The 1,795-nt window shown below is 69.4% G+C and carries 2 pseudogenes; both read right to left on the bottom strand.

Annotation, left to right across the window (positions count from 1 at the left end):
- Positions 1-216: pseudogene (locus FNH08_RS49580) on the bottom strand (MFS transporter); the annotation flags it as partial.
- Between the two features lie 174 nt (positions 217-390).
- Positions 391-1,795, bottom strand: a pseudogene (locus FNH08_RS49575) (D-alanyl-D-alanine carboxypeptidase); the annotation flags it as partial.

Here is a 1,795-nt window from a genome sequence, read left to right as displayed (position 1 = left end):
GGTCGGGCGGGTCAGGCGTGTGCGACCCGCCGCTCCGGCGGTCACCTTGTCGTCCGCGGTCTTCTCGCCGTCCGCGGTCTCCTTGCCGTCGGCAGTCTCCTTGCCGTCCGCGGTGGTCGTCTCACGAGCGGTGTCCCGGGAGAGTTCCGCTATTCGCGGGGCGGTGCCCGGTTCCGGGTCGGCGTCGTCGGCGTGTGTCCGCTCCGCTGTCGCCACCTGAACGCACTCCCCGTATCCCTCTGAACCTGTCCCGATTCTCGTGCTCCGGCCGGCCACGCGGCCCGCGACCTGACCGGTCTCGCGACGCTAGCACGCACCCCCGCCGGTGGTCGCCCGATAATGACCGGGCGACGCGCCACCGACGGGGTGCCGTGGTTGACGCGGAGGTGGTCAGCCCACGCGCACGAGCTTGCTGCCGAAACCGGGCTCCGTGAGCTCCGACTGGAGCGCGACGGGCACCTCGACGGTGTCCCCCTTGCCGTCTCCGACGGTGAGGGACCCCACCTTGGTTCCGGTCTTCGCCTCGTTCGGGATGGTCGTACCGTCGTCCGACAGCGCCAGCTTGACGGTCTGCCCGGCCCAGCCCACCGCGGAGACGTCCTTGGTGGCGACGACCGGCGTGTGACCGCCGAGCCCGTCGTCGACGTACCCGACGACGTCACCCTTCTTGAGGATCTTCTCGCTCGTCAGCGCGTCCTGTGCGGCGACCATCGCCGTCTTGCTGACCGCGTTGACGGTGTCGATGATCGGCGCCGTGTGCTGGCCGAGGATCGCGCCGACGATGATCACGTTCTCGCCGCCGACCTCCTTGGTGGCCGCGAAGAGCAGGTTGCCGCCGGCCTTGGTGGTCGAGCCGGTCTTGATGCCGATGGCGTTGTCGTAGGGGACGAGCGTGTTGTAGTTGCGGTGCTCCTTGCCGGAGGGGTCCTTCCAGCTGGGGAGCCTGGTGATGTCCGTCAGGGCCTTCATCTTCACCAGCGCGTTGCCGAGCTTGACCTGGTCCTCGGCGGTGGAGACGGTCGTCTCCTTCAGACCGGACGGGTCGGTGTACTTGGTGTTGGTCATCCCGAGGTCCTTGGCGGCGGCGTTCATCTTCTTGACGAACTCCGCCTCGGAACCGTCCGTGTCCCAACGGGCCAGCAGCCGGGCGATGTTGTTCGCGGACGGAATCATGATGGCCGAGATGGCGTCCTGCAGAGAGAGCTTGTCGCCCTCCTTGACGGTGTTGAGCGTGGACTCGTTCTGCTCGTCGTAGCCACCCTCCTTCTCGGCGAGGGCGTCGACAGGGATGGACGGGCCCTTGGCGCCCGGCTTCAGCGGGTGGTCCTTGAGGACGACGTACGCGGTCATCGCCTTGGCCACCGACCCGATCGGCACGGCCGTCTGCTCGCCGAAGCCGTCCATCGTTCCGATGCCGGTCACGTCCATCGCGCCCTGGCCCTCCTTCGGCCACGGCAGGGAGACCTTGCCGCCCTCGAAGGCGTACGTCTTGTCCGCCGTCAACGTCAGAGTGGGCGTCGGCAGGGGGCGTACGGCCTGTGCGACCGCAAATACGATCACCAGCAGGATGAGCAGCGGGGTCCAGATCTTGACCCGCCGGACGATCGTGCGGACCGGAGTCGGCGGAGGCGGCGGGGTGTTCGTCAGCTCGGCCAGCAGGTCGATCGGCGGCTTGGGCGGCAGGGGCTGCTGCGCGGTGCGCTCGGGGCCGACCTGCGGGATGGCGGCGGTGGCGTCCGCGGGGGCGGTCCTCGGGGGCTCCGACGGGGCCGTGGAGGGTGCCGGGGCCGTGGAG

The organism is Streptomyces spongiae, from assembly GCF_009377185.1.
Taxonomy (GTDB): domain Bacteria; phylum Actinomycetota; class Actinomycetes; order Streptomycetales; family Streptomycetaceae; genus Streptomyces; species Streptomyces spongiae.
This window is presented reverse-complemented; position numbering and strand designations above follow the sequence as displayed.